Below are 19,336 nucleotides of genomic sequence, written 5' to 3'. Positions count from 1 at the left end.
CGCCCGCATCACACGGGAGAGGGGTGGTGTGAGTGTTACCGCCCCACCGCGCGCCACCCGATGTCGCGGCGGCAGAAGCCGCCCGGCCAGTCCAGCGCGTCCACGCCGCGATAGGCGGCGGCCTGGGCGGCGGCGACCGTTGCGGCGCGGGCGGTCACGCCCAGCACGCGGCCACCCACCGACAGCACGCGGCCATCCTCGGCGCGCTTGGTTCCGGCGTGGAACACCGTCACCCCGTCCACCGCGTTGGCGGCGTCCAGGCCCTTGATCTCGGTGTTCTTCAGGTAATCGCCGGGGTAGCCCTGGGCGGCCATCACCACGCACAGCGCGGTGTCGTCCGACCAACGCAGGTCGATGCGGTCGAGCGCGCCGTCGGCGGCGGCGACCAGTGCCGCGAGCGCGTCGGACTCCAGGCGGCTCATCAGCGTCTGGCATTCGGGGTCGCCGAAGCGCACGTTGAACTCCAGCGTCTTCGGGGTCGGGCCGTCCGGCGTCTGCACGATCATCAGACCGGCGAACAGCACGCCCTTGAACGGGCGGCCTTCCGCCGCCATGCCCTTGACCGTCGGTTCGACGATCTCGCGCATCACGCGGGCCTGAAGCTCCGGCGTCAGGGCCGGGGCGGGGGAATAGGCCCCCATCCCGCCGGTGTTGGGGCCGGTGTCGCCGTCGCCCACCGCCTTGTGGTCCTGGGCCGAGGCCATCGGCAGGGCGTTTTCACCGTCGCACAGGGCGAAGAAGCTGACCTCCTCCCCGTCCAGGAACTCTTCCACCACCACTTCGGCCCCGGCGGCACCGAAGCGGCCGCCGATCAGCGCGTCGTCGATGGCGGCGAACGCCTCCTCCTGCGTGCGGGCGACGGTCACGCCCTTGCCAGCGGCCAGACCGTCGGCCTTGACCACGATGGGCGCGCCGTGCTGGCGGACATAGGCCTTGGCGGCCTCGGCGTCGGTGAAGCGGCCATAGAAGGCGGTCGGCACGCCGTATTTGGCCAGAATGTCCTTCATGAAGCCCTTGGAGCCTTCCAGGGCGGCGGCGGCGGCGCTGGGGCCGAAGGCCTTGATGCCGATGGCGTTCAGCCTGTCCACCAGACCCAGCACCAGCGGGCCTTCCGGGCCGACGACGACGAAGTCGATGGCGCTGTCCTGGGCGAAGCGGACGATGGCGTCCACATCCTCCGCCCCGATGGGGACCAGGGTGGCGACATCGGCGATCCCGGCGTTGCCCGGCGCGCAATAGAGCGCGGAGCACAGCGGCGACTTGGCGATGGCCCAGCACAGGGAGTGCTCACGCCCACCCGAACCGACGACGAGGACTTTCATGACGCGACGCCCCTTGTTAACGCGCTTGTTGCCAACTGCGCGCCTTGTATCATGCCCGCACCATGACTCAAGATTTTGATGGCCCCGCCCCGTCCCTGCCGCTGGTCGCGCCCGAACCGCGTCCGGGGTCCAACCTGCCGGAATACACGGTCGGCGACCTTGCCCGCCGTCTGAAGCGCAGCATCGAGGAGGAGTTCGGCTTCGTCCGGGTGCGCGGCGAGATCTCCCAGCCGAAAAAGCACAGCTCCGGCCACTGCTATCTGCGTCTGAAGGACGACACGGCGGTGATCGAGGCGGTGTGCTGGCGCGGAACCATGTCCAAGCTGGCGGTCAAGCCGGAGGAGGGGTTGGAGGTCATCGTCACCGGGCGGATGACCACCTATCCGGGCCGCTCGCAATACCAGCTCGTCATCGAATCGATGGAGTTGGCGGGCGAAGGCGCGCTGCTGAAGATGCTGGAGGAGCGCAAGCGCCGTCTGGCCGCCGAAGGGCTGTTCGACCCGGCGCGGAAAAAGCCGATTCCCTTCCTGCCCGCCGTCATCGGCGTCGTCACCTCGCCCACCGGGGCGGTGATCCGCGACATCCTGCACCGGCTGAACGACCGCTTTCCCCGCCATGTCCTGCTCTGGCCGGTCGCGGTCCAGGGCGAGCGGGCGGCGGCGGAGGTCGCGGCGGCGATTGACGGGTTCAACCGGCTGCGGGCGGGCGGGCCGGTCCCGCGCCCCGAGCTGCTGATCGTCGCGCGCGGCGGCGGCTCGCTGGAAGATTTGATGGCCTTCAACGAGGAGATCGTCGTGCGGGCGGCGGCGGCGAGCGCCATCCCGCTGATTTCCGCCGTCGGCCACGAAACCGACACCACCCTGATCGACCACGCGTCCGACCGCCGCGCGCCGACGCCGACCGCCGCCGCCGAAATGGCGGTTCCGGTGCGCGGCGAGTTGCTGGCGCAGGTGCTGGACGACGAACGCCGCCTGCTGGCCAGCGCCGGGCGGCTGTTGAGCGAGCGGCGCAACCGGGTGGAGGGGTTGGCGCGCGGGCTGGGCGACCCCCGCGCCCTGCTGGACGGCCACGCCCAGCGGCTGGACGACCGCGCCGAACGGCTGGTGCTGGCCGCCGGGGCGCTGGTGGAACGCCGCCGCACCCGGGTGGGGGAGGCGGCGGCCCGCCTGCGCCACCCGCGCGACCAGTTGATCCAGGCCCGGCAAACCCTGGCCGGGGAAGCCCGCGCGCTGGACGGTGCGCTGCGCCACGCGGTGACGATGGCCGAGGGGCGGTACCAGCGCGTCGCCGGTCGCCTGTCGCTGACCCCGGCCCGCCACCGTCTGGAGGACTCCGCGCGGCGGTTGGCCGACCTGACGCCCCGCCTGGACCGCGTCTTTGCCGCCACGTTGGAGACGCAGGCGCGCAAACTGGAGTCGCTCGGCCAATTGCTGGAAAGCTACAGCCACAAGAGCGTGCTGGCGCGCGGTTTCGTCCTGGTCGAGGACCGCGACGGCAAACCGATCACCGCCGCCCGCCAAACCACAGCGGGGCAGGCGCTGACCCTGCGCTTTGGCGACGACAGCCGGGTCGGGGTGACGGTGGCGGGCGACGGGGCGCAGACGCAGGCCGCGCCGGTTGTGGTTGCATCGGAAGCGAAAGCCGAGCCGCCGGAACCGAAAACCGAACCGAAGCCGGAGAAGAAGGCGGAGAGCCGGAAACCGCGCGTGCCGCCGACACAGGGCAGCCTGTTTTAGAGCGCCGTGCCTAAAACACGAAACAACACGGCGCTCTAAGCTTTGATTTATCGAGCAGATCGCGTGAAATCGATTCCGATTTCACGCGATCTGCTCTAACCGCTCCCGCTCACTCCGTCCGCAGGCCCAGCCGTCCGGCCAGACGGAACAGGTTGCTGCGGTCCAGGCCCAGGCTGCGGGCCGCTTTGGCCCAATTGCCGTCGTGGCGGGCCAGATGGTCGCGGATCATCCGGCGTTGCAGATCGTCCACCGCGTCGCGCAGGGGCAGATCGTCGGGGGGGCTTGCGGTCGGGCATGGGGTGGTGTTGGGCGCGGGGGGCGTGTCCTCCGCGTCGGTCAGGCCCAGATCGACGGCGGTCAGGGTCAGGACCCCGCCCTCGGCGGCGCGGGCGGCGCGGGCGCGGATGGCCCCGCGCCCGATGGCGTGTTCCAACTCCCGCACATTGCCGGGCCAGGGGTAGGACAGCAACCGCCGTTCGGCGTCGGCGGACAGGCGGACGTTGCGCAACCCCAGCCGCGCCCGGTTGCGTTCCAGGAACAGCCCGGCCAGCCGCAGCGCCTCGGCCCCGCGCTGGCGCAGCGGCGGCACGCGCAGCGGGTAGACGCTGAGGCGGTGATAGACGTCGGCGCGGAACCGTCCCTCCGCCACCTCGCGCGTCAGATCGCGGTTGGTCGCGGCGATGACGCGGACGTTGACGGTCAGGTGGCGGTCGGACCCCACCCGCTGAATCTCGCCGTTCTGCAAGGCGCGCAGCATCTTGGCCTGAACCGCCAGCGGCAGTTCGCCCACCTCGTCCAGAAACAGGGTGCCGCCGTCGGCCAGTTCGAACTTGCCGCGCCGGTCGGCCACCGCCCCGGAAAAGGCCCCGCGCACATGGCCGAACAGCTCGCTTTCCACCAGCGTGTCGGGCAGGGCGGCGCAATTCACATGGACCAGCGGCCCTTGCGCCCGGCGGGAACGGGCGTGCAGGCGGCGGGCCACCAGCTCCTTGCCGACGCCGGTTTCGCCCAGCACCAGCACCACCAGATCGCTGTCGGCCACCGCGTCGATGTCGCGCAGCAGGGCCGCCATCACCGGGCTGTCGCCCACCAGTTCGATGGCCGGATCGGACCGGTCGTCGAACCCGCGCGCCGGTTCCGCCGCCGCCGCCCGCCGCTCCGTCGCCTCGGCCAAGGCCATGGCCAGCCGGGCGAGATCGACCATGGCCCCGTCCAGCCCATCGAGTCGTCCGGGTGTCAGGGCGTCCAGCGTCATCACGCCCCAGGCTGGCCCCCCGCCTGACCGCCGCAGCGGCGCGCCGACGCAATCATGCACGTGCAAGCGGTCCTGCCCGTCGGGGATCAGGCCGTCGTAGGGATCGGGCAGCGGGCAATCGGCGGGAAAGCGGGTCAGCGCCTCGGCGGACTCCAGAATCCCGCGCAGGCGCGGGTGGTCGTCCAGGCGGAAACGGCGGCCCAGCGTGTCGGGGCTGAGGCCGCGCGTGGCCAGCGGGATCAGGCGGTCGCCGTCCAGCCGCAGCACCGCGCTGGCGTCGCAGGGCAGGCGGCGGGCCACATGCTCCAGGAACAGCGGCCACAGCCGATCCGGCCGGTCCAACCGCTCCAGCAGGTCGGCGACGTCGGCGGCGGCGAAGGGGTGTGTCGAAACGACATCAACGTTGTCCATTCGACATCATACCCCAGCGGGTCACTCTGACAACAGCCTGGTTGTGCGGCGCGGAAATCCGCGCCCGCAGGGCTTGGCACGGGGCTTGCCATAGGGGATGCGACATCACGCCGCGCAACAAAGGACCGCACGCATCATGCTGACGCCCGCCCAGACCGCCATCATCAAGGCCACGGCCCCGGTGGTCGCCGCCCACGCCAACCAGATCACCGCCACCTTTTACCCGTTGATGTTCGAGCGCTTTCCCGAGGTGCGCGCCGTCTTCAACCAAAGCCACCAGCGCGCCGGTGCCCAGCCGCAGGCGCTCGCCAACGCCATCATCGCCTACGCCTCCAACATCGACCGGCTGGAGGTTCTGGGGTCGGCGGTGGCGGGCATCGTGCAAAAGCACGTCTCGCTGAACATCACAGCGGATCAGTATGAGATTGTCGGAACCTGCCTGATGGACGCCATCGGGCGGGTTCTGGGCGACGCGGTGACGGCGGAGGTCGCCGACGCCTGGGGGGCGGCCTATTGGCAGCTCGCCCGCCTGTTGATCGCGGCGGAGGAGGCCGAATACAGCCGCAAGGCGGCGCTGACCGGTGGCTGGCGCGGCGCGCGCCGCTTCCGCGTGGTCGAAAAGACCCCGGAAAGCGCGGTCATCACCTCCTTCCGTCTGGCCCCGGTCGATGGCGGGCGGGTGATGGATTTCCGCCCCGGCCAGTATCTGGGGCTGAAGCTGACCATCGACGGCGAGACGGTGCACCGCAATTACAGCCTGTCGGCCAGCCCCAACGGCGAGACCTATCGGATTTCGGTCAAGCGGGAGGATCACGGGCTGGTGTCGGGCTTCCTGCACGACCGCGTGCGCGTTGGCGACGAGATCGAGGTCTATCCGCCCGCCGGGGAGTTCGTGTTGACCGACAGCGCCGCGCCCGTGCTGCTCATCACCGGCGGGGTGGGGCAGACCCCGGCCCTGCCGCTGGCCGAACAGGCGCTGGCCGCCGGGCGGCGGGTGATCTACGTCCACGCCGCGATCAACGGCGCGGTGCACGCCTTCCGCGATCAGGTGGACGCGCTGGCCGCCCGCCATGAGGCCCTGAAGACCGTCTATTGCTACGCCGAACCCGACGCGCACGACACGCCGGATCTGGTCGGTTTGCTCGACCAGCAGGCGTTGGCGGCTCTGCTGCCGCCCGGCGCGGAGGCGTATGTGGTGGGGCCGAAGCCCTTCATGGCGGCGGTGATCGGCGCGTTGACCGCGCTGGGTCTGCCGAGCGGGGCGATCTTCCACGAATTTTTCGGCCCCAAGGAAGCCCTGGCCTGACCACGGCGGGGGTTTTCCCAAGCCAGAGCCGCCAGGCCCCGGTCCGTCAGCGTCCCGTTCCGTGGCGGCGGGGCGCTGGTCGGCACCCATTCTGATAAGGACGTTCCATCATGGACATGACCAGCTTCCACACCCACCACAGCGACGTTCTGGCGCTGGCCGCCGCCATCGAGCGGCGGTTGGACCCGGTGGCGATCGCAGCGAATCCGGCCCCGGTCGCCACCGACCTTGTCCAACTGTTCGGCAAATTCTCGGTTCATCTGGCGGTGGAGGACAAGGCGCTGTACCCCCGGCTGGCCCGCGCCGCCGACCCCGCCTTGCGCGGTCTGGCCGCGCGGTTCCAGCAGGAGATGGGCGGGCTGACCCAGCGCTTCGAAGCCTACCGCCAGCGCTGGCCCGGCCCCTTCGCCATCGCCAAGGACCCGGCGGGCTTCGTGGCCGAAACCCGGACCATGTTGGACGCGTTCAAGAACCGCATCGCGCGGGAGAACGCCGAGCTGTACCCGCTGGCCGAACGGCTGGGGGCGGAGATACGCGCGGCCTGACGCGCGCCAATCACCGCCGCCCGAACAGCCGTTCGATGTCGGCGAGCTTCAGCTCCACATAGGTGGGGCGGCCGTGGTTGCATTGGCCGCTGTGCGGGGTGGCTTCCATCTGGCGCAGCAGGGCGTTCATCTCCTCGATGTTCAGGGCGCGCCCGGCGCGGACGGAGCCGTGGCAGGCCATGGTTCCGCACACCGCCTCCAACCGCTCCTTCAGCGACAGGGTGTCGCCCAGTTCGGCCAACTCCTCGGCCAGATCGGCGATCAGGCCCTTGACGTCGGATTGCCCCAGCAGGGCCGGAACCTCGCGCACCAGGACGCAGCCGGGGCCGAACCCTTCGATCACCAAGCCCAGTTCGGCCAGTTCCGCCGCGCGGGTCAGCAGCCGGTCGGCGGACGGTTCGTCCAGCTCGACCAGATCGGGGATCAGCAGGGCCTGACGCTTCACCCCGCCGTCGAGCAGGGCGCTTTTCATCCGTTCATAGACCAGCCGTTCATGGGCGGCGTGCTGGTCAACGATGATGATGCCCTCCCGCGTTTGCGAGACGATGTAGGTGTTGTGCAATTGCGCCCGCGCCGCGCCCAACGGATGGCTGTCGGGCGGCGGGGCATCGGGGGCCGGAGTCTGGGCGCTGTTTGGCGCGTATTCGGGCGGGCGCGCCGCCGGGGCGAAGCCGGACAGGCGGCCTTGAAGCGGCGGCAACCCGGCTCCGCCATTGGTCGGGTAGGGTGCCTGGAAGGCGGTGGCCCGCTCCGCCAGCCCCGGCGTGACCGTCGGCCCGGTGCCCCAGGGCGGTGATCCGCCCCAACCGCCGGTCCAGGCACCGCCGCCCCCGCTGCGGCCATAGGGCAGGGGGGAGGGGGCGAAGCCGCCGTCGGCGGACGCGCCGGGCGGATCGCCGTCGCCCTGCGGGCGCAGCGCCCCCAGCGTCGCCAGCCCGACGGTGGTGGAGGCGCGGTGCCCGGCGTCGGCCAGCGCCCGTTTCAGCGCGCCGACGATCAGGCCGCGCACCAGCCCCTGATCGCGGAACCGCACCTCGGCCTTGGCCGGATGGACGTTGACGTCGACCTCCTGCGGGTCGATCTCCAGAAACAGGGCGAGCAGCGGGTGACGGTCGCGCGGCAGGAAATCGGCGTAGGCGGCGCGCACCGCGCCGACCATCAGCTTGTCGCGCACCGGACGGCCATTGACGAACAGATGCTGGTGGCGCGCGGTCGGGCGGTGCAGGGTGGGCAGGCCGATCCAGCCGAACAGGGTCACGGCCTCGCGCATCGCCTCCACCGGGACGGCGTTGTCCTGGAAATCGCGCCCCATCAGCGCGCCCAGCCGGGTCAAACGGGCGTCGAGCAGTTCGCCTTGCGCCGCCGACAACCGCAACCCCGACCGGCCACCGCCGTCGGACAGGGTGAAGGCGACGCCGGGATGCGCCATCGCCAACCGTTCGATGCAGTCGGCGATGTGGTCGTATTCGGTGCGCGGGGCCTTCAGGAATTTCAGTCGGGCGGGCACGGCGGCGAACAGGTCGCGCACCTCGATCCGCGTGCCGTGGGCCAGCGCGGCGGGCTGCGGCGTGCCCTTGGCCCCGGCGTCCACCGTCAGGCTCCAGGCGCTGTCGGCTCCGCGCGGGCGGCTGGTGATGGTCAGATGGCTGACCGCGCCGATGGAGGGCAGCGCCTCCCCCCGGAAGCCGAGCGAGCGGATGTCGAGCAGATCGTCGCCGGGCAGTTTCGAGGTGGCGTGGCGTTCGACGGCGAGCGACAGCTCGTCCGCCGTCATGCCGCACCCGTCGTCGGTGATGGAGATCAGCGTCTTGCCGCCGTCGCGCACCACCACGTCGATGCGGGTGGCCCCGGCGTCGAGCGCGTTCTCCACCAGCTCCTTCACAGCGGCGGCGGGGCGTTCGATCACCTCACCGGCGGCGATGCGGTTGACCAGGGTGTCGGGAAGCAGGCGGATCGTCATGCCGCATCATAGGGTGGATCGGGGGCGCTGGGCCACCGCATTTGGTGCGGTTGGTGTCTTGCGGTTTTTGGCCCGCTGTCGCTTACAGGCCCTTCCAGGCGCGGACGTAATCCAGAAACTTGCGCTCATAAACGGATGGCGGGCTTTTGTAGCGGGCGACCAGACCGCTTTCGTCGGTCAGTTTCACGACAAGGCCATGGCAGGGTGCTTCCACCACCTCCTCCCCCAGCGTGAACACCATCTTGAAATCAAATTGCTGGTGGGCGATCAGGTCGCCGTCGTAGGGGCGCAGGCGAAAGGAGCCGATGGCGAATTCCGCCGGCACGAATTCGTGATGATCGATGACGATGGTCGGCGGTTGGGACGGGCGAGGCCCCTTGTCCGCCGCCGCGCCGTTGGCGGCCTTGCCGCCGCCGCTCAGTTTCGACAGCCACGACATGCTGCGCGTTGCCCTTTGTGCGGAGCGCGTTGACACGCGCGCGTGAACCAAAACTGTTACAATGCATCTGTTTTCGCAGTATTTGGTTTATCAACGGTTAATGTTTTGTGTCCAATCTTGTGTTCGATCATGTCGCGTGCCAGACGGGTCAGTTTGCCTCCGAATCGGGCGGTTTTGCCGCATGTTGGCGGAACATGGCGAACATGCGCCTGTCTTGGTGGTCATCATCTCGTCATCCTGCAAAGACGGGTCTAGGATTTACTCGACGCGCTCTTTGATTTGCACGCGCGTGCCTTTGGTCTCCTGCTTTCTTTTGCAACTGCGAACACTTGCTGGCGCGATCCGGTGGGTTTGGACACCCGCGACCGTGTTGCGCGTTTCGGGAGGAAAAGCACCATGATGAATCGCACCGTCGGGGATCTGGTCCACAACCATCGGGTGGTCGCCCTGCCGCCCACCGCCAGCGCCCGCGACGCCGCACGGCGGATGCGGGATGAACACGTCGCCTCGGTCGTCGTCACCGATGAGGGGGCGCACGCCGTCGGGATTTTCACCGAACGCGACCTGACCGACCGGGTGGTCGCCGGTGGCCTGGATCCTGATTCGACCCTGCTGGGCAGCGTGATGACCCGTTGCCCCGTGACCACCGCGCTGGACACCAGCGTCGGCGACGCCCTGCGCTGCATGACGGTCAACACCCTGCGCCACCTGCCGGTGGTGGCCGATGGCCGGGTGGTCGGCCTGATTTCCATGCGCGATTTCGTCGGCGACGAGCTGGCGATGATCGACCGGGAAAAGGACGTGATGGAGACGCTGACCGAACGGTTGTGACGCGTCGTTCCAGAGGGGGGCGGCTACGCCCTGTTTCACCCGCGCGGGCCATCCAACGCGGGTGAAACAGGGCGTTCGGCTGCGGTTATTCCAGGCTGTAGACCCGGATCAGCACGATCTTGCCCGGCGTCAGGCTGTGCAGCGTGCCGACGAAGCTCTTGCGGTTCAGCCAGTCATGCGGGCCTTCCGGGGCCGTCAGGTCGATGTGGGAAAAGGCGTAGCGCGTGCCATCGGGGCGGGCGTCGATCAGCACCCGGTTGTTGACGGTGAGGACGGCCCCATCCTCCGTCTGCAGTTCGTACAGCGCGTTCAGGATGCGCACGCCGTCCTTGCGCAGCAACTGGCGGTCGGCCCCGCCGCGCAGCACCGTGCCGCGCAACCTCGGACCGGCAAAACGCCCGCCGACGATGTTGATGATCCGACGACCGCCCAACGGCCCGTTGCCCATGTCGATGGCCGGCTCCAGATCGCAGAGCGCCTCGTACACGAATTCGGTTTTTGGCAGCACCACCGGGATGTCGGGCGACAAAGGGCCGCCGGTCGATGCCATAGCCGTGTTGTGCGGGGCGGACGCAACCCATCCGGTGGCCGCCATCCCCGCCGTTAGGGTGGCGGTGCGGATCAGGGCGCGGCGGTTCAGCGGCGCGGTGGGGGTGTCCCTGTGCGCGTCTCTGTGCGTTTCGGTGTTGTCCACGGACGGTCTCCCTTTGGGATGGTCGATGACGGTCTTCGGCGTTGCCAGGACGTCATGGGTTGTTTCCCTTCCGTTGAACCGATTTTTGTTGTGTGTCCCTCAGCGGTAGCCAATCGGACGGTCGAGCGCAAGTTGTTCGTTCGCCTTACAAATTTTTTCGGACAACACGGATCGGCGCGCCCGGAGGATCGGTGCTACAGTCATCCTTCACCAAGCTTGCCCCCTGTGGAGACATGCCGATGCGGCGGTTGCCGATGATTCATGATTTTGCTGCGGAGGCAGCCGACCCCGTCCGTTACGCCGCGTTGGAGGGCGATTGGTGGCTGGCCATCGCCGACGTGATCGGCAGCACCCGGTTGGCGGGCGAAGGGCGGCACCGCGACGTCAACTTTGTCGCCGCCGCCGTGGTTGCCGTGCTGTCGCGGGCGATTCAGCAGGGGGATCAGCCGGTGGCCTGTCAGTTCGGCGGCGACGGCGCGATGGCCGCCGTTCCGCCGGGGCGGCAGGACGCGGCGCGCGACGCGCTGGCCGCGCTCGCCCATTGGGCGGGGGAGGTGATGGACGTGCCGCTGCGGATCGGCATCGTGCCGGTGCGCGCCCTGCTCGACCAGGGGCTGGAGGTGATGGCGGCGTTGCAGGATGTTGGCAACGGCAACAGCTTCGGCCTGTTTCTGGGCGGTGGTGTGGCCGCCGCCGACGCCTGGGTGAAGGACGACGCGCAATGGCGGCTCGACCCCCGGCCCGGTCCCTTGCCGGGGTTGGAGGAGGTGTCCTGCCGCTGGCGACCGGTTCCACCCCATCGCGGCACGGTGCTGTGCGTCATCATTGACGCGGTGGAACCGGGGGCCGCCGGTGTGGCGGCGATGGCGCGGATCCAGGGCGAGATTGAACGGATCGTGCCCACCGCCGCCGCCGCCCCGCTGGGCGGGGGGGAGCGCATGGTCACGCGCTGGCCGCCGACCTACCGGTCCCTGCTGATGGAGGCACGGGCCAGCCGGTCGCGCGGGGCTGCGGTCGGGCGGGTGCTGAAGGCGCTGGCGGCGTCGGCCACCTTGAGCGTTCTGCTGTTCATGGGCTGGCGTCTGGCCAACTTCGACCCGTTTTATTACCGGCGGACGACGGCGGAGCGGTCGGATTTCCGCAAGGCGGCGGGCGGGCCGCGCATGGTGCTGGACGTGTCGGAGGCCGAAGCCGAGGCCATCGAGCGCCTTCTGGCCGCCGAAGCGGCGGCGGGGGTCATCCATTACGGCACGGCGCGGGCCGACGCGACGACCATCACCTGTCTGGTGGGCGACCTGTCCGCCGACCAGCATGTGCATTTCCTGGACGGGGATCGTCTGGGCTTCTGGCGGGCGTCGGTGATGCTGAAGGCGATGAAGGCGGGCAAGCCCCTTCCGGCCCCGACCTGACCGAACCGCCGCGTGGGATGGTCCCGCGCGGCGGTTGGGGTGGCTGCGTCGGCGGCCCTTTCGATCAGGCCAGAACGTTCACGCCGCTCGACCCGCGCGACGCGATGCTGGCGAACAGCTTTTGCGCGCTGGCGGTGTCGCCCGATTGCAGGGCGGAGCTGATGTCGCTCAGGCTGCTGGTCAGCTTGTCGAGGAAGGAGTTGCCCTTCGTCGAGGAGGCGCTGCCGGTCGACGATGTGCTGCTGTCGTCGTCGGTCTCGCCGTTGCTGTCGTCGTCGTCGTTGCTGGCGGTCAACAGCTTGGTCAGGGCGGAAATCGAATCCTGCGCGCCGGAGACATCACCCGATTGCAGGGATTCGGCCAAGCTGCCGACGGCGTCGCGCACCTCGTCCGAGCCACCGCCGGGGCCACCCTCCGGCGGCGGGCCGGGGGGCGGGCCATCGGGAGGCTGACCACCACCGGCTCCCTTGGGGCCGCTGGGCGGGCCGTTCTGGGCGAAGGCTTCCTGAACGGCGCTCACGTCGCCGGTCTTCAGCGCGTCGCCGACGCTGGTCAGCAAATTCTTCAGCGGGTTCTTGCTGTCGTTCGCGCTGGAGGTGGACGAGGTCGACGAACTGGACGACGACGAACTGTTGGTGCCGACCAGCTTGTTCAGCGAATCATAAGCGCTTTGAACCGACGACAGATCGCCGGACTCAACCGCCTTTTTCAGGGCGTTGATCCCCTCCCGCACCTCTTTGCCCGGCCCTTGCGGGCGCTGGGCGTATTGGGCGGAGGAGGATGAACTGACCAGGGAAACGGACATGGCTCTCTCCTTACGGACTTCCTCACCGACCGTTTGACGGATGAGAGAGCGCACCTCCTGCGCGGAAAAATAATTTGTCTCAAATTTTCTTCAAAGGCGCATCATGTCAGGGACGGCCCCAGGCGCGGCGCTGGTCCAGCGCGTCCACCGACACGATCTCCGTGCCGATCGGCCACAGCGCCAGCATCGCCAGCTTCAGATGCGCCCAGGCAAAGGGCAGGCCGATGATGGTGATGGCCAGACCGACGGCGGCGAAGAGATGGCCCAGCGCCAGCCACCAGCCGGCGAACACGAACCACAGGATGTTGCCGAGGAAGCCCAGCCCGCTGGTCCCCAGATCGCCGCGCCCGCGATACTCGTCACGGCGGACGGCGGTTTGGCCGAAGGGCAGCAGGGTGTAGCGGGCGATGGTCATCGCCGACCGCGCCCAGGGCAGGCCGATGATCGACAGCGCCATCAGCAGCGCGGCGATCGCCCAGCCCAGCGCCATCCAGATGCCGCCGGTGAGAACCCACAGAACATTGAGAAGGAAGCTGAACAGGGGCATGACCGTAATCTCCTTGTGGATTGCCATGTGGGAAGGGTTGGGCGCGCCGTCGAGAGGGGGGCTGAAAAAAGAACGAAACGGGTGCGGACGGGCTTCGACCCGGCGCGCCGCGTGCTATACACGGAACCGCCGTCCAGGAAAGCCGTGAGCCATGTCCGACTCTTTCGACACCGATCCCTTTGCCGACGATCCCCTTGCCGACGCGGCCCCCGCCGATGATCCGCTGAGCCACGCCGCAAGCCACGCCGGTCCCGCTGCCGCCCCCGCGCCGATGCAGCGCTTCGCCTATCTCGACGGGCTGAATCCGTCGCAGCGGGCGGCGGTGGAGGCGTTGGACGGGCCGGTGCTGGTGCTGGCCGGGGCGGGGACCGGCAAGACGCGGGTGCTGACCACCCGGCTGGGCCATTTGTTGATGACACGGCGGGCGGCGGCCTTCCAGATCCTGGCCGTGACCTTCACCAACAAGGCCGCGCGCGAAATGCGCGAGCGCGTCGCGGCGCTGGTGGGGATCGAGCCGGAAGGCTGGTGGCTGGGGACCTTCCACGCGCTGGCCGCCCGCATCCTGCGCCGCCACGCCGAATTGGTCGGGTTGAAATCCAACTTCACCATCCTGGACACCGACGACCAGATCCGGCTGGTCAAGCAACTGCTGGAAGCCGCCAACATCGACACCAAGAAATGGCCGCCGCGCCAGCTTCTGGGGGCGTTCGAACGTTGGAAGGATCGCGGCCTGACGCCCGACCGCCTGAACGCCGGGGACGGCGGCGACGTGGCGGGCGGGCAGAGCGTGGCGCTCTACCGCGCCTATCAGGAGCGGTTGCGGACGCTGAACGCCTGCGATTTCGGCGACCTGCTGCTGCACACGCTGGAGATCTTCCAGAAGCACCCGGACGTGCTGGCCGAGTATCACCGCAAGTTCAAATACATCCTGGTCGATGAGTATCAGGACACCAACGTCGCGCAATATCTGTGGCTGCGCATCCTGTCCCAGGCCCACAAGAACATCTGCTGCGTGGGGGACGAGGATCAGTCGATCTACGCCTGGCGCGGGGCGGAGATCGGCAACATCCTGCGCTTTGAGACCGACTTTCCCGGTGCCACCATCGTCAAGCTGGAGCAGAATTACCGCTCCACCGGCCACATCCTGGCCGCCGCCTCCGGCCTGATTGCCCACAACAAGGGGCGGTTGGGCAAGACGCTGTGGACCCAGGCCGACGGCGGCGAACCGGTGCGGGTCAAGGCGGTGTGGGACGGGGAGGAGGAGGCCCGCTGGGTCGGCGACGAGATCGAGGCGCTGCAACGCAAGGGCGTTCCCCTGGCGCAGATCGCCATTCTGGTGCGCGCCGGGTTCCAGACCCGCGAGTTCGAAGAGCGCTTCATCACCATGGGCCTGCCTTACAAGGTTCTCGGCGGTCCGCGCTTTTACGAGCGGCAGGAAATCCGCGACGCCATGGCCTATTTCCGGGTGGTCAATTCGCCCGACGACGATCTGGCCTTCGAGCGCATCGTCAATCTGCCCAAGCGCGGCGTCGGCCCGGCGGCGATGCAGACGCTCTACACCGCCGCCCGCGCGCGCGGCGTGTCGCTGACCGATGCGGCGTGGCTGCTGACCGACACGGACGAGCTGAAACCGAAGCTGCGCAGCACCCTGCGCGGGCTGTTGCAGGATTTCTTCCGCTGGCGGACCATGCTGGACACCGTGCCGCACACCGAGATGGCGCGGCTCATCCTGGATGAATCCGGCTACACCCGGATGTGGCAGGAGGACAAGACCCCCGAAGCGCCGGGGCGGCTGGAGAACCTCAAGGAACTCGTCACCGCCATGGGCGATTTCGAAACGCTCGCCGGATTCCTGGAGCATGTCGCCCTGGTGATGGAAAACGCCGAGGCCGCCGGGGGCGATCAGGTCACGGTGATGACCCTGCACGGGGCCAAGGGGCTGGAGTTCGACCGCGTCTTCCTGCCGGGTTGGGAGGAAGGGGTGTTTCCCAACCAGCGCGCCCTGGACGAAACCGGCATCGCCGGGCTGGAGGAGGAACGGCGGCTGGCCTATGTCGGGCTGACCCGCGCGCGCAAACGCGCCTATGTCAGCCACGCCGCCAACCGCCGCCTGTACGGCAATTGGGTCAGCGCGCTGCCCTCGCGCTTTGTGGACGAATTGCCGCAGGAGGTGGTGGAGACGGAGGCCGCCCCCGGCCTGCGCGCCGGTGGTGGTGCGATGGGGGGCGGGGCGATGGGCGGTGGTGCCATGGGTGGGTTTGGCGGCGGATTCGCCTTTCGTGGGCAGACCCGGCAGCCTCCGGCTCCCAAGACCATCACGTTGGAGCAAGGGGCTTACGCGGTGGCCCCGCGCGCGCGTCCGGAATCGGCGTTCAATAAGGGTTCCCGCGTCTTTCATCAGAAATTCGGCTATGGCACCGTTCGCGGGGTGGAGCAGGACAAGTTGGAAATCGACTTCGACCAGTCCGGAACCAAGAAGGTGATGGACAGTTTCGTCGTTCCGGCTGAAAAAGCGGGTTGAGGCCCAACCGTTGGATGAAACCCCTGTGATGGCCGTCACAGCGCGTTGAGTCCGCGACGAGGCACTCTGCACCGATAACAAACGGTTGGTCAGGGGAGGGCGCGTCCGGTGTTCGGCAAGGGCAGCACCAGCTACGAGGTTCAGAGCCGCCGCGAGGGGCGTTGGAACATTCAGGGTGCCTTCACCGATCAGGAGGCGTCGCTGTCCTGCGCCCGCTCGCTCCTGGCCGCTGGTGGGGTGGAGGAGGTCAAGGTCATCAAATACCGGACCTTGGCCGGTCTCAGCCTGGAAACCGTGATCCTGCACAAGAAGGCACCGGAGGTGAAAAGCAAGCCCCTGATGTTGGGCGGCACGGCGGAGGGCGCGCCGGTCTGCCGCACGCTGGAGGATCTGCGCGGCTTTGAGAGCCGGGTGGTGATCGGGCGCTTGCTGCGCGTGTTCCTGGACCGGCTGCGCATCACGCCGACCGAACTGCTGCACTCCTGGCCGCATTTCCGCAAGCTGGACGAGCAGGGCGCGCTGTTGAGCGCGGCCATCCACGCCACCGCCCGCCACCACGCCGACCTGCACGGCACCGTCGTCGCCACGCGGGTGAAGGAACTGCGGCGGTTGGTGGACGCCGCCGCAGCGGAAGCCCGCGATTTCCTGGCCGAACGCAAAAATCTGCCTGCCTTCAACGCCCAGGATCTGGACGACACCAGCCGCCGCATCGATCTGGCGGTGGGGGAGGAGGCGCACGACACGCTGTTCCTCAGCCTGCTGACCCTGCATCTGGTGGAAGGCGGCACGCTTGCCGGAAAGCTGGATCTGCTGCTGGACCTGATCGACGACGACACCAGCCCCCGCCATCTGATTTTGCTGGATGGCGTGATGGCCGACGCGCTGGGATCGGCGGACACGCTGAAAGAACTGCTGGGGCCGCAGCCCAGCCTGTTCATGGGACTGTGCGCGCTGGTGGACGCGCTTTATGGCCGCGATCCGGATCCGGTGGTCCCGCAACCGACCGTGGCTTTGTCGCGCGTGTGCGACCTGACGCTGCGCGGGCGCGCACCGCTGTGCCGGATCGTGCTGATCGACCGGTTGCGGCAGACCCTGCTGACCGACCAACCGCTTGACCGGCGCGACGCCAAGGCCGAAGGGGCCTTGATCCAGGATTTGACCCAGCGCCTGAAGGGGCCGGACGATCAGCCGCTGGGTGGGGCACCGGTCGCCAAGGCGCTGGAGCGGCGGATGGTGCGCCACCGTCAGGCGATTTTGCGCGAACAGGGAATGCACCACATCGCCGATCAATTGTCGGGGGCGTGACGTCCGGGGGCTGAAACCGACGGTGTTGTGGGGTCTGCGCGTGCTCGCGCGGTCACGGGAACTTCACATGACCCGGTCGGTGGTGGGCTTTTATACAGGCGTCATGACGCGGGCACCGTCCGCCCGGCCCGCACACCAGCCCCCCACACCGGCTTTGAGGGTTTTCCATGCCGCTGCACACCGCCTTTGCCCGCCGCCTGCGCCGGGGAACCGCCGCGCTGGCCCTGTCCATCTGCGCCACCGCCGCGCTGCTGCCCGTTGGTGGGGCGGTCGCCCAGACGGTGACGCCCTTCTCCTTCGGGCTGTGGGGCGATCTGCCCTACGCCAAGAACAACGACGGCCCGAAGATGAAGCGGCTGATCGACCACATGAACGCCGCCGACATCGCCTTTTCCGTCTTCGACGGCGACACCAAGGACGGCAGCTCCGAATGCACCGACGCCAGCTATCGTGACACGGTGGCGATGTTCGAGTCGCTCAAGCGCCCGATGATCTATGTGCCCGGCGACAACGAATGGACCGATTGCCACCGCCTGAACAACGGCGGCTACGACAATCTGGAGCGGTTGGCCCACATCCGCAAAACCATGTTCGCCACCAACCAGAGCTTTGGCCAAACCAAGCTGACGCTGGAGCAGCAGGGCAAGCCGGGCGAGAAATTTTCCGAGAACACCCGCCTGCTGCACAACGGCATTCTGTTCATCGGTCTGAACATCCCCGGCAGCAACAACAACAAGGTGCTCGACGAAAAGGACTGCACCAACAAAAGCGCGCGCAAGGCCGAGCAGTGCGCCGCCGACAACGCCGAGTATGAGGAACGCGACGCCGCCAACATCGCCTGGATGAAGGAGGCGTTTGCCGCCGCCAAGGCGAAGAAACTGCCGGGTCTGGTCATCACCATCCAGGCCGATCTGGGCTTCGACCTGCCGGAAACCGAGGGCAAGGACGAACGCAAGGCCCCCGGCTTCGACGGGTACGACCGTTTCATCGACGCGCTGGTGGCCGAAACGCGGGCCTATGACGGGCAGGTGCTGCTCGTGCACGGCGACACCCACTTTTTCAAGGTGGACAAGCCGTTCATCAACCAGGCCAACCTCATCCCCAACCTGACGCGCGTGGAGACCTTCGGCAGCCCCAACGCCCATTGGGTGCGGGTGGACGTCAACCCGGCCTCGCCGGAGCTGTTCGTCGTCCATCCGGTGATCGTGCCCGGCAACTGAGCGCCGCGCAATTTTCTTGGTTTCGGCAAGGGCGGGCGGTTAAAAAGCACCGGTTCACTGTGTCCGCACCGGAAAGCCCCCGCCCATGCCGTCCAACACCCTCTGGCGCATCGCGCTCGTCGTTCACGAAACCCACGCGCCGGTGTTCGCCGATGCGGTGGGCGACCACGCCGACGCGGTGTCCACCTTCGAACTGGAAGAGGGCGGCAACTGGCTGGTCGAGGCGACCGTTCACGGCCAGCCCGACGAACCCCGCCTGCTGTCGCGCGTGGCCGTTCTGGCCCAGGCGGTGGGGATCGATGAACCGAAGGTCGTCATCGAAAGCCTGCCGATGATCGATTGGGTGTCGCACAGCTACCAGGGCTTTCCGCCGATCCGCGCCGGGCGCTTCTTCGTTCACGGCTCCCACCATGAGGGCAGCGTTCCGGCGGGCTGCATCCCGCTGCTGGTCGACGCCGCCACCGCCTTCGGCACGGGGGAGCATGGCTCGACCAACGGCTGCCTTCAGGCGTTGGACCGGCTGTCGCGCCATCTGCCCTTGCCGCGCCGGGGGCGGGGTGGGGCGCTCGACATGGGCTGCGGCTCCGGCATTCTGGCGCTGGCGGTGGCCAAGCGCTGGCGCGTGCCGGTGACGGCGGTGGACATCGACCCCGAAGCGGTGCGCGTCACCCGCATCAACACCGCGATCAACGGGTTGAAGGGCCGCATCCGTTCGCAGGGCGGCGACGGCTACAACACCCGGCTTGTCGGGCGGCACAAGCCCTACACCCTGATCACCGCCAACATCCTGGCCCGCCCGCTGGCCCGCATGGCCCCGCAACTGCGCCGTCACCTGAAAAAGGGCGGTTACGCCGTGCTCGCCGGGCTGCTGAACCGACAGGAGCGGCACGTCATCCAGGCCCACCGCAACCAGGGTCTGCGTCTGGTCGCCCGCATCCCGGTGGGCGAATGGACGACGCTGGTGGTCCGCCGCTGAGGGTTGGGCGCTGAGCTGAGAATCCGGCGTGTGGTGGGGCGGCGTCACCGCCTC

Annotated in this window: 16 protein-coding genes; 9 read left to right on the top strand and 7 right to left on the bottom strand. The window is 68.6% G+C overall.

The genetic code is table 11. From position 1 onward, the window contains the following. Positions 1-35 precede the first annotated feature (35 nt). Positions 36-1,322: a phosphoribosylamine--glycine ligase gene (purD, locus tag EJ903_RS14350; protein ID WP_126616550.1), complete on the bottom strand. Its 1,287-nt coding sequence runs from the start codon at positions 1,320-1,322 to the stop codon at positions 36-38. 62 nt (positions 1,323-1,384) lie between these two features. Here purD and xseA point away from each other — a divergent pair, with 62 nt between their 5' ends. Further along, positions 1,385-3,058 carry an exodeoxyribonuclease VII large subunit gene (gene xseA / locus EJ903_RS14345; protein WP_126616547.1) on the top strand — a complete coding sequence of 558 codons (1,674 nt, stop codon included), beginning with the start codon at positions 1,385-1,387 and terminating at the stop codon, positions 3,056-3,058. A 109-nt stretch (positions 3,059-3,167) separates the two neighbouring features. Here the strand turns inward: xseA and norR are convergent, their stop codons facing one another. Continuing rightward, positions 3,168-4,724 carry a nitric oxide reductase transcriptional regulator NorR gene (norR, locus tag EJ903_RS14340; protein ID WP_126616543.1) on the bottom strand — a complete coding sequence of 519 codons (1,557 nt, stop codon included), beginning with the start codon at positions 4,722-4,724 and terminating at the stop codon, positions 3,168-3,170. A gap of 136 nt (positions 4,725-4,860) precedes the next feature. On the opposite strand from norR, the gene hmpA reads away from it, so the two are divergent. Together hmpA and EJ903_RS14330 are read left to right on the top strand one after the other, a co-directional pair. Beyond that, complete coding sequence (gene hmpA, locus EJ903_RS14335; protein WP_126616540.1) at positions 4,861-6,030, top strand: NO-inducible flavohemoprotein; 1,170 nt, start codon at positions 4,861-4,863, stop codon at positions 6,028-6,030. 110 nt (positions 6,031-6,140) lie between these two features. Further along, entirely contained in the window at positions 6,141-6,575 is a 435-nt protein-coding gene (locus tag EJ903_RS14330; RefSeq protein WP_126616537.1) for a hemerythrin domain-containing protein, read from the top strand. 10 nt (positions 6,576-6,585) lie between these two features. On the opposite strand, the gene mutL is transcribed toward EJ903_RS14330, so the two are convergent. After that, a complete protein-coding gene (mutL, locus tag EJ903_RS14325) occupies positions 6,586-8,535 on the bottom strand; it encodes a DNA mismatch repair endonuclease MutL (protein ID WP_126616534.1) in 1,950 nt (649 codons plus the stop codon). 82 nt (positions 8,536-8,617) lie between these two features. Further along, a complete protein-coding gene (locus tag EJ903_RS14320) occupies positions 8,618-8,974 on the bottom strand; it encodes a hypothetical protein (RefSeq protein WP_126616531.1) in 357 nt (118 codons plus the stop codon). A gap of 396 nt (positions 8,975-9,370) precedes the next feature. On the opposite strand from EJ903_RS14320, the gene EJ903_RS14315 reads away from it, so the two are divergent. Next, the gene (locus tag EJ903_RS14315) at positions 9,371-9,805 is read left to right on the top strand and encodes a CBS domain-containing protein (RefSeq protein ID WP_126616528.1); all 435 of its coding nucleotides are present in this window, start codon (positions 9,371-9,373) and stop codon (positions 9,803-9,805) included. 85 nt (positions 9,806-9,890) lie between these two features. Here the strand turns inward: EJ903_RS14315 and EJ903_RS14310 are convergent, their stop codons facing one another. After that, positions 9,891-10,499 (bottom strand): DUF3237 domain-containing protein, encoded by a 609-nt coding sequence (locus EJ903_RS14310; RefSeq protein ID WP_246015578.1) that lies wholly within the window; start codon positions 10,497-10,499, stop codon positions 9,891-9,893. A 254-nt stretch (positions 10,500-10,753) separates the two neighbouring features. Between EJ903_RS14310 and EJ903_RS14305 the strand changes: the two genes are divergently transcribed. Further along, positions 10,754-11,908: a DUF3095 family protein gene (locus EJ903_RS14305; protein ID WP_246015577.1), complete on the top strand. Its 1,155-nt coding sequence runs from the start codon at positions 10,754-10,756 to the stop codon at positions 11,906-11,908. A gap of 64 nt (positions 11,909-11,972) precedes the next feature. Here EJ903_RS14305 and EJ903_RS14300 read toward each other — a convergent pair whose 3' ends face one another. After that, positions 11,973-12,713 (bottom strand): hypothetical protein, encoded by a 741-nt coding sequence (locus tag EJ903_RS14300; protein ID WP_126616525.1) that lies wholly within the window; start codon positions 12,711-12,713, stop codon positions 11,973-11,975. Positions 12,714-12,819: 106 nt separating this feature from the next. Beyond that, a complete protein-coding gene (locus EJ903_RS14295) occupies positions 12,820-13,260 on the bottom strand; it encodes a YccF domain-containing protein (RefSeq protein WP_126616522.1) in 441 nt (146 codons plus the stop codon). 151 nt (positions 13,261-13,411) lie between these two features. Between EJ903_RS14295 and EJ903_RS14290 the strand changes: the two genes are divergently transcribed. The 4 genes from EJ903_RS14290 (at position 13,412) to EJ903_RS14275 (ending at position 19,282) form a co-directional block, all read left to right on the top strand. After that, on the top strand, positions 13,412-15,781 hold the full coding sequence (locus EJ903_RS14290) for an ATP-dependent helicase (protein ID WP_126616519.1): 2,370 nt from the start codon (positions 13,412-13,414) through the stop codon (positions 15,779-15,781). A 108-nt stretch (positions 15,782-15,889) separates the two neighbouring features. Then, positions 15,890-17,086 carry a hypothetical protein gene (locus EJ903_RS14285; RefSeq protein ID WP_126616516.1) on the top strand — a complete coding sequence of 399 codons (1,197 nt, stop codon included), beginning with the start codon at positions 15,890-15,892 and terminating at the stop codon, positions 17,084-17,086. A 167-nt stretch (positions 17,087-17,253) separates the two neighbouring features. Beyond that, complete coding sequence (locus EJ903_RS14280; protein WP_210211443.1) at positions 17,254-18,306, top strand: hypothetical protein; 1,053 nt, start codon at positions 17,254-17,256, stop codon at positions 18,304-18,306. An 85-nt stretch (positions 18,307-18,391) separates the two neighbouring features. Further along, positions 18,392-19,282 carry a 50S ribosomal protein L11 methyltransferase gene (locus tag EJ903_RS14275; protein ID WP_126616513.1) on the top strand — a complete coding sequence of 297 codons (891 nt, stop codon included), beginning with the start codon at positions 18,392-18,394 and terminating at the stop codon, positions 19,280-19,282. Positions 19,283-19,336 lie beyond the last annotated feature (54 nt).

The organism is Azospirillum griseum (assembly GCF_003966125.1).
Lineage (GTDB): Bacteria > Pseudomonadota > Alphaproteobacteria > Azospirillales > Azospirillaceae > Azospirillum > Azospirillum griseum.
Note: the sequence above shows the minus strand (reverse complement) of the source record. Positions and strands in the feature narration are given on the sequence as shown.

What these genes read in the sequence shown, in the direction of transcription:
- purD (WP_126616550.1), bottom strand. Translation starts at nt 1,322, where the DNA reads ATGAAAGTCCTCGTCGTCGGTTCGGGTGGGCGTGAGCACTCCCTGTGC.
- xseA (WP_126616547.1), top strand. Translation starts at nt 1,385, where the DNA reads ATGACTCAAGATTTTGATGGCCCCGCCCCGTCCCTGCCGCTGGTCGCG.
- norR (WP_126616543.1), bottom strand. Translation starts at nt 4,724, where the DNA reads ATGGACAACGTTGATGTCGTTTCGACACACCCCTTCGCCGCCGCCGAC.
- hmpA (WP_126616540.1), top strand. Translation starts at nt 4,861, where the DNA reads ATGCTGACGCCCGCCCAGACCGCCATCATCAAGGCCACGGCCCCGGTG.
- EJ903_RS14330 (WP_126616537.1), top strand. Translation starts at nt 6,141, where the DNA reads ATGGACATGACCAGCTTCCACACCCACCACAGCGACGTTCTGGCGCTG.
- mutL (WP_126616534.1), bottom strand. Translation starts at nt 8,535, where the DNA reads ATGACGATCCGCCTGCTTCCCGACACCCTGGTCAACCGCATCGCCGCC.
- EJ903_RS14320 (WP_126616531.1), bottom strand. Translation starts at nt 8,974, where the DNA reads ATGTCGTGGCTGTCGAAACTGAGCGGCGGCGGCAAGGCCGCCAACGGC.
- EJ903_RS14315 (WP_126616528.1), top strand. Translation starts at nt 9,371, where the DNA reads ATGATGAATCGCACCGTCGGGGATCTGGTCCACAACCATCGGGTGGTC.
- EJ903_RS14305 (WP_246015577.1), top strand. Translation starts at nt 10,754, where the DNA reads ATGATTCATGATTTTGCTGCGGAGGCAGCCGACCCCGTCCGTTACGCC.
- EJ903_RS14300 (WP_126616525.1), bottom strand. Translation starts at nt 12,713, where the DNA reads ATGTCCGTTTCCCTGGTCAGTTCATCCTCCTCCGCCCAATACGCCCAG.
- EJ903_RS14295 (WP_126616522.1), bottom strand. Translation starts at nt 13,260, where the DNA reads ATGCCCCTGTTCAGCTTCCTTCTCAATGTTCTGTGGGTTCTCACCGGC.
- EJ903_RS14290 (WP_126616519.1), top strand. Translation starts at nt 13,412, where the DNA reads ATGTCCGACTCTTTCGACACCGATCCCTTTGCCGACGATCCCCTTGCC.
- EJ903_RS14280 (WP_210211443.1), top strand. Translation starts at nt 17,254, where the DNA reads ATGCCGCTGCACACCGCCTTTGCCCGCCGCCTGCGCCGGGGAACCGCC.
- EJ903_RS14275 (WP_126616513.1), top strand. Translation starts at nt 18,392, where the DNA reads ATGCCGTCCAACACCCTCTGGCGCATCGCGCTCGTCGTTCACGAAACC.